Below are 6,302 nucleotides of genomic sequence, written 5' to 3'. Positions count from 1 at the left end.
ATGCGCGATGTGGCGAAGAAGGCCGGAGTGTCGCTGAGCACGGTGTCGTTGGTGGTCAACGACACGGGTTATGTGTCCGACGACATGCGTGCCCGCGTGACCAAGGCCATGCGCGCGTTGAACTACATACCGAACGAATTGGCGCGCAACCTGTACCACAATCGCACGAATCTTGTCGGCGTGATCGTGCCGACCATCCGGCATCCGTTCTTCGCCACCCTTACCGCGCAATTGCAGCATGAGCTTGCCGTACAGGGGCTGCGCACGATGCTGTGCTCCACCAGCGACGCGGAGAACGGCGAGGCCGAATACGTGGACATGCTGCGTCGGCATATGATGGACGGCCTTGTGATGGCCGCGCACACCGCGCACGCCGCCGATTATTGGACGTCGGTCCACCGTCCGATCGTCGCGTTCGACCGTGTGCTGGGCGCCGGCATTCCGTCGGTCGGTTCCGATCATGAGCAGGGCGGTCGATTGGTCGCCGATCTGCTGATCCGCTCCGGTGCCCGCCATGTGGCGATGATCGGTGGTCCACGGAACCAGTTCGACGATGCGGCCGGATTGCTCGGCAGATCGGCTGCCGGTGGGGCCGCCGATGGTTTGGCGAGCACCACATTCCCGACGGTCCGCTATTACCTGACATTGGAACGCGAATTGGCGCGTGCCGGCGTGCGGTACGAGTATGTCGAGGCCGGCGAAGTGGCGGATTTCGACGGATACCGTCGTGCGATTCGCGATGTGTTCGACCGTGCCGATGGCATCGACGCGGTGGTCAGTTCCGATGTGGGCGCCGCGATTTGCGTGCGTGAGGCGCTGGGGCGCGGCATCGCCATTCCCCGCGATATGCAGGTCGTGGCGTACGACGGCACGTATCTGAATGATTTGACCGGAATGGAGCCGACCGCCGTCGTGCAGGATTTCCGGGCGATCGCGCAGTCCATCACACATCGCATCGTTCAGGCGATCGCTGGGGAATCCAAGGGCGGCATGGCCGTTCAGCAACGGAATGCGGCGAATTCCACACAACCGGGAACGGACGTGCTGGTGCCCGTGACGTTGCGCGTCGGCGCCACTACGCGTGCTGCGCGGTAGCCGTCGCGGTTGGCGTGATTCTCGGAACGAACGAATGGCATGCGGCGAGTCATGCATCGAACCGGTTCGACACGCCCGAACGAGCATCCGAATTGGACTGACGCATGCGTTCCGCGATAGTATCGAACCGGTTTGATACACAACGTCGCGCAATGCAATGGAGCCAAAGGAGGTCCCATGAAAAACAGAGTGCAGCTCATCACCTACGCCGATCGTCTCGGTGACGGCACCATCGCTTCGATGACCGACATCCTGCGCAGCCGTTTCGCCGGAGTATACGAGGGCGTGCACATGCTGCCGTTCTTCACCCCGTTCGATGGTGCCGACGCCGGCTTCGATCCAATCGACCACACCAAAGTCGATCCGCGCCTCGGAAGCTGGAACGACGTGGCCGAACTCTCCACGACGCATGACGTCATGGTGGACGCCATCGTCAACCATATGAGCTGGGAATCCAAGCAATTCCAAGACGTGCTCGCCAAAGGCGAGGAATCCGAGTACTATCCGATGTTCCTCACCATGAGCTCCGTCTTTCCGAACGGCGCCACCGAGGAAGACCTCGCCGGCATCTACCGCCCGCGCCCGGGCCTGCCGTTCACCCACTACAAATTCGCCGGCAAGACCCGACTCGTCTGGGTCAGCTTCACCCCGCAGCAAGTGGACATCGACACCGATTCCGCCAAAGGCTGGGAATACCTCATGTCCATCTTCGACCAGATGGCGGCTTCGCACGTCAGCTACATCCGTCTCGACGCCGTTGGCTACGGCGCGAAGGAAGCCGGAACCAGCTGCTTCATGACCCCGAAAACCTTCAAGCTCATCTCGCGACTGCGCGAAGAGGGCATGAAGCGCGGTCTGGAAATCCTCATCGAGGTGCATTCCTACTACAAGAAGCAGGTCGAAATCGCATCCAAGGTCGATCGCGTGTACGACTTCGCATTGCCGCCGTTGCTGCTGCATTCACTGTTCACCGGCCACGTCGAGCCCGTCGCGCACTGGACCGGCATCCGCCCGAACAACGCCGTCACCGTGCTCGACACCCACGACGGCATCGGCGTGATCGACATCGGCTCCGACCAGCTTGACCGCTCGCTCAAAGGGCTCGTGCCGGACGAGGACGTCGACAACCTCGTCAACACCATCCACGCCAACACCCACGGCGAATCGCAGGCCGCCACCGGAGCCGCCGCATCCAACCTCGACCTCTATCAGGTCAATAGCACCTACTACTCGGCGCTTGGATGCAACGACCAGCACTACATCGCCGCCCGCGCGGTGCAGTTCTTCCTGCCCGGCGTGCCGCAGGTCTACTACGTCGGCGCGCTCGCCGGCACGAACGACATGGAGCTGCTGCGCAAGACGAACAACGGCCGCGACATCAACCGTCATTACTACTCCACCGCGGAAATCGACGAGAACCTCAAGCGCCCGGTCGTCAAAGCCCTGAACGCGCTCGCGAAGTTCCGCAACGAACTCGACGCGTTCGATGGAGAGTTCTCATACGAGACGGACGGCGACGATTCGATCAGCTTCGCCTGGCGTGGCAAGACCACTCAGGCCACGCTTGTCTTCACGCCGAAGCGTGGACTCGGCGTCGACAACACCGCGTCCGTCGCGACGCTGGAATGGAGGGACGCCGCCGGCTCGCATCGCAGCGACGACCTGATTGCCGATCCGCCGGTCGTCGCCTGAGCGACGCTTCGGCTGGGCTTTTCGGCATCCGTGCTCGCATACCTATAGTTCGCGACGGAAAGTGGGCTGTGGCGGGACGTGCTGGTACAGTGGTCGCCGTTGAAAGAATCGCTCGAATGCGCTGTCGCAGTGCGTTCGGGCGATTTTGCATATGCATGCATAGCGTGCAGGCGGCGCGTTCATCGGGTGTCGGCAACATCGCAATGATTCCGCGCCGCAATCGCCAATCGTCGTACTGATTCCAACCTGAAGTGAAGCGAAAAGAGCACAGAGAAGATGACTGAAGACCGTCATGGTACCGCGGGGACAAACACCGCCCCGCAGGACGCCGCGCAAACTCCGCAACAGCAGCAATCCCACCAATCCCCGCAGTCGGCTGATGCGCGGCACAACCAGCAGCCCATGCAACCGCGTCCGTTGCCCGGCCAGGTGTTCATCCGCCCGGGCATCGACGATCGCCCCGACTATGAGAAGACCCTGACGCCGGAAGCCAAGGCTGCGCTGAGGCGCCTTGCCGTGCAGCAGAAGCCGCGTATTCCGGAAGCCTCCAACGAGCGTCCGGAAACGCAGGCCGCGCGCATCAACGCGGGAAGCGGCGCTCCGCTGACGGCGGCCGCGCATCTCGACGCCGCCGTGCCGAATCTCGAATCGGCCTTCCTCGATCTGCGCGATCCGATGACCGCGCCGGACGGCACCAAGCCGACCAAATCGCAGGTGCGCCGCCTGACCGCGGGATTCGCGCTTGGCTCGCTGCTGTTCTCCGTGCCGATGGCCGCGCTCAACGTCGTGCTCGTGCCGCAGTTCGTAAGCCGTCTCGCCGGCGTGAACCGCGTCACCGATCTCGCGTGGATTTCCGCGGCCGGCATCGTGCTGACGTTCTTCATGAACGCCTGGGTCTCCGTCGGCTCCGACCACACCTACTGCCCGCTCGGCCGCCGCACGCCGTGGATTATCGGCGGCACCGCATTGGCCGCCATCGCCGTGGCCATCTTCTCCGCGTGCGATTATCTGCAGGTCGCTGCCGCGTTCTGGCTGATCGCGCAGATCGGCTATGCGATGGTCGCTATGGCGCTTTCCGCCGCATTCGGCGAACGTGTGCCCGACAAGTTCCGTGACCGCGCGGATTCCTGGCGCGGCAAAGGTCTTGCATTCGGACAGCTGCTCGGCATCGTGTTCGCCGTCGCGGCCACGCCCCACGCCGACGCGTCCGGATGGAACGGCACCACGCGCCTCGCCATCATATTGTGCTCGCTCTGGTTCATCGTCGCCGCGGTGGCCGCGCTGCTGGTGGCTCCACGTGAGCCTTCCAGCAGCTATCTGCCGCGCGAGAAGGTAAAGAATGGCGACTTCTTCTCGCAGTACCGCCCTCCGAAGGGCGCTCCGAAGTTCTTCGTCGCGTTCGCCGCGCGCATGTTCGCTGTCGCGGCCACTACCGGCATCGCCGTCTACCAGTGGTACCTCGTGCGGTACGGCCTGGGCGATTCCGCCAAGACCTTGGGTCTGTCCGGCGCCGCCTGGACCATCGTGGCGATGGCCCTTGCCGCGTTCGTCGGTTCGTTTGTGGCCGCGCTGCTGCTTGGCCGTATCGCGCGGCTGTTCGACGATTCGAGGATCCCCGCCGTCATCGCCTGCGTGCTGTTCATCGTGGCCGCGGCGCTGCCGTTGCTGCCGATGGACCGTACGCTGTCGCTGTCGTTGTATTCGCTGATCGCCGGTTTCGCCTACGTCGTGTACGACGGCACCAGCCAGGAACTCGGTTTGGCGACGTTGCCCGATGTGCGCTCCGTCGGCCGCTCACTCGCCGCGTTCAGCTTGACGAACACCTTCGGCGCGCTGCTGGGCGTGGTCGTCTGTGCCGTGGTGATCGTCATGACCGGCGCGTATCTGCCGATATTCGCCGTCGCCATGGTGTGCATGCTGCTCGCCGGCGTCCTGACATTGCCGCTGAAGTAGTCGATTCGATATTCCCGATGGAAGCTCCGATACTTGGAATTTCCATCGGGATTCTGTTGGAAGTTCCATGGAAGTCCTGATACTTGGATATTCCCGCTGTCCGAATATCCAAGTACCCAAATATCTGAGTACCCGAATATCCAAGTCGGCTGAACAACTATCGTGCAAAACATGCAGTTATATCGGGCACCAATATTTAGTGTGCCGGATATGCAGTTTTGACCGGTGAAATCCGGGTGTGTCCTGCATATTCGGCACAGAGGAATTTCAAGAGGCCGATGAACTGCATGATTGGCACCTTGGTGTGGGATATCGTCTATTGGATATTCTGGTTCCGAGATTCGGAGAATTGCCGAAGAAACGTTCGACATACAGAAAAAACAGCGCGTCCACATAGTGAACCCTTGGTAGAAAGGGGAGGTGCGCGCGCTTAAGTTTACGGCATAGTTCAAGCGAGAAAAGCTCGCTGGATGTAAGACTTTGCGAAAGGAGGTTCGCTACGATGAACGGAATGGTTGCACGCGTACTGCTGTCCGCACGAATTATTATTCCGCTTTCGTTGGCGGACTGATTCAAGCAATGCGGCTTCAATCCCTCGCCAACGAAGGCAGGGTTGGAGGCGCGGAACACGTCGATGGCCCTGCTCAGTGCGGGGCCATTTTTGTTGCAGCCCACAAGGCGATACGCAATGGAAACGAAGCCGGCAAGAGAGAATGAACAGCATCGTCGGTACGGCAAGTTGGGAATGTACGAACTGGGGAACCGATGATGCGAACAACTACAGGAGTAATCCACATGAGTGCAGTCGAAGCAGCCGCTGGCAAGGCGCAGGCGATGGTGCGCGATTCGGTCAAGACCGTGATCGCCGCTTCCATGGTCGGCACCGCCATCGAGTTCTACGACTTCTACGCATACGGCACCGCCGCTGCGAACTATTTCCCGAAGGTGTTCTTCGGAGACACCACCAATCCGACCGTCGCGCTGCTGGCCAGCTTGCTGACGTTCGCCATCGCGTTCATCGCCCGTCCGTTGGGCTCTCTGATTTTCGGCCACTTCGGTGACCGCATGGGCCGCAAGACCACGCTGGTGGTTTCGCTGCTCACCATGGGTATCGCGACCTTCCTCATCGGTTGCCTGCCTACTTACGACCAGTGGGGCATCGCCGCGGTCGCGGTGCTGTGTCTCTGCCGATTCATCCAGGGCATCGGCCTTGGCGGCGAATGGTCCGGTGCGGCTCTGGTCGCCACCGAGAACGCTCCGGAAAACAAGCGCGCGCTGTACGGCTCCTTCCCGGAGCTGGGCGCTCCGATCGGCTTCTTCCTGTCGAACGGCACCTACTTCCTGCTTGAGGCGTTCAACGACACCAACGCGATGACCGCTTGGGGTTGGCGTGTTCCGTTCCTGCTTTCCTCCATCCTCGTGATCGTCGGTCTCGTCGTCCGTGTTCACATGGAGGAGACTCCGGTCTTCCGTCTTGCCCAGCAGCAGAAGAAGGTTGTGAAGTCCCCGCTTACCGAGGTGTTCAAGAAGAGCTGGAAGCAGGTCATCCAGGCCACGTTCCT

Annotated in this window: 4 protein-coding genes; all 4 read left to right on the top strand. The window is 61.6% G+C overall.

The features are described from left to right. On the top strand, positions 1-1,095 hold a 1,095-nt coding region (locus B3C64_RS01320), incomplete at its 5' end, for a LacI family DNA-binding transcriptional regulator (protein ID WP_291533199.1). 177 nt (positions 1,096-1,272) lie between these two features. Beyond that, positions 1,273-2,787 carry a sucrose phosphorylase gene (gene gtfA / locus B3C64_RS01315; protein WP_291533198.1) on the top strand — a complete coding sequence of 505 codons (1,515 nt, stop codon included), beginning with the start codon at positions 1,273-1,275 and terminating at the stop codon, positions 2,785-2,787. 276 nt (positions 2,788-3,063) lie between these two features. After that, on the top strand, positions 3,064-4,740 hold the full coding sequence (locus B3C64_RS01310) for an MFS transporter (RefSeq protein WP_291533196.1): 1,677 nt from the start codon (positions 3,064-3,066) through the stop codon (positions 4,738-4,740). Positions 4,741-5,535: 795 nt separating this feature from the next. After that, positions 5,536-6,302: MFS transporter (locus tag B3C64_RS01305; RefSeq protein WP_291533194.1), on the top strand; the 767-nt coding region annotated here is incomplete at its 3' end.

Origin of the sequence: Bifidobacterium sp. UBA6881, from assembly GCA_002451435.1 — a bacterium.
In the GTDB taxonomy this organism is placed as follows: domain Bacteria; phylum Actinomycetota; class Actinomycetes; order Actinomycetales; family Bifidobacteriaceae; genus Bifidobacterium.
The sequence above is the reverse complement of the archived record's forward strand: the minus strand, read 5'-3'. Positions and strand labels throughout refer to the sequence as shown.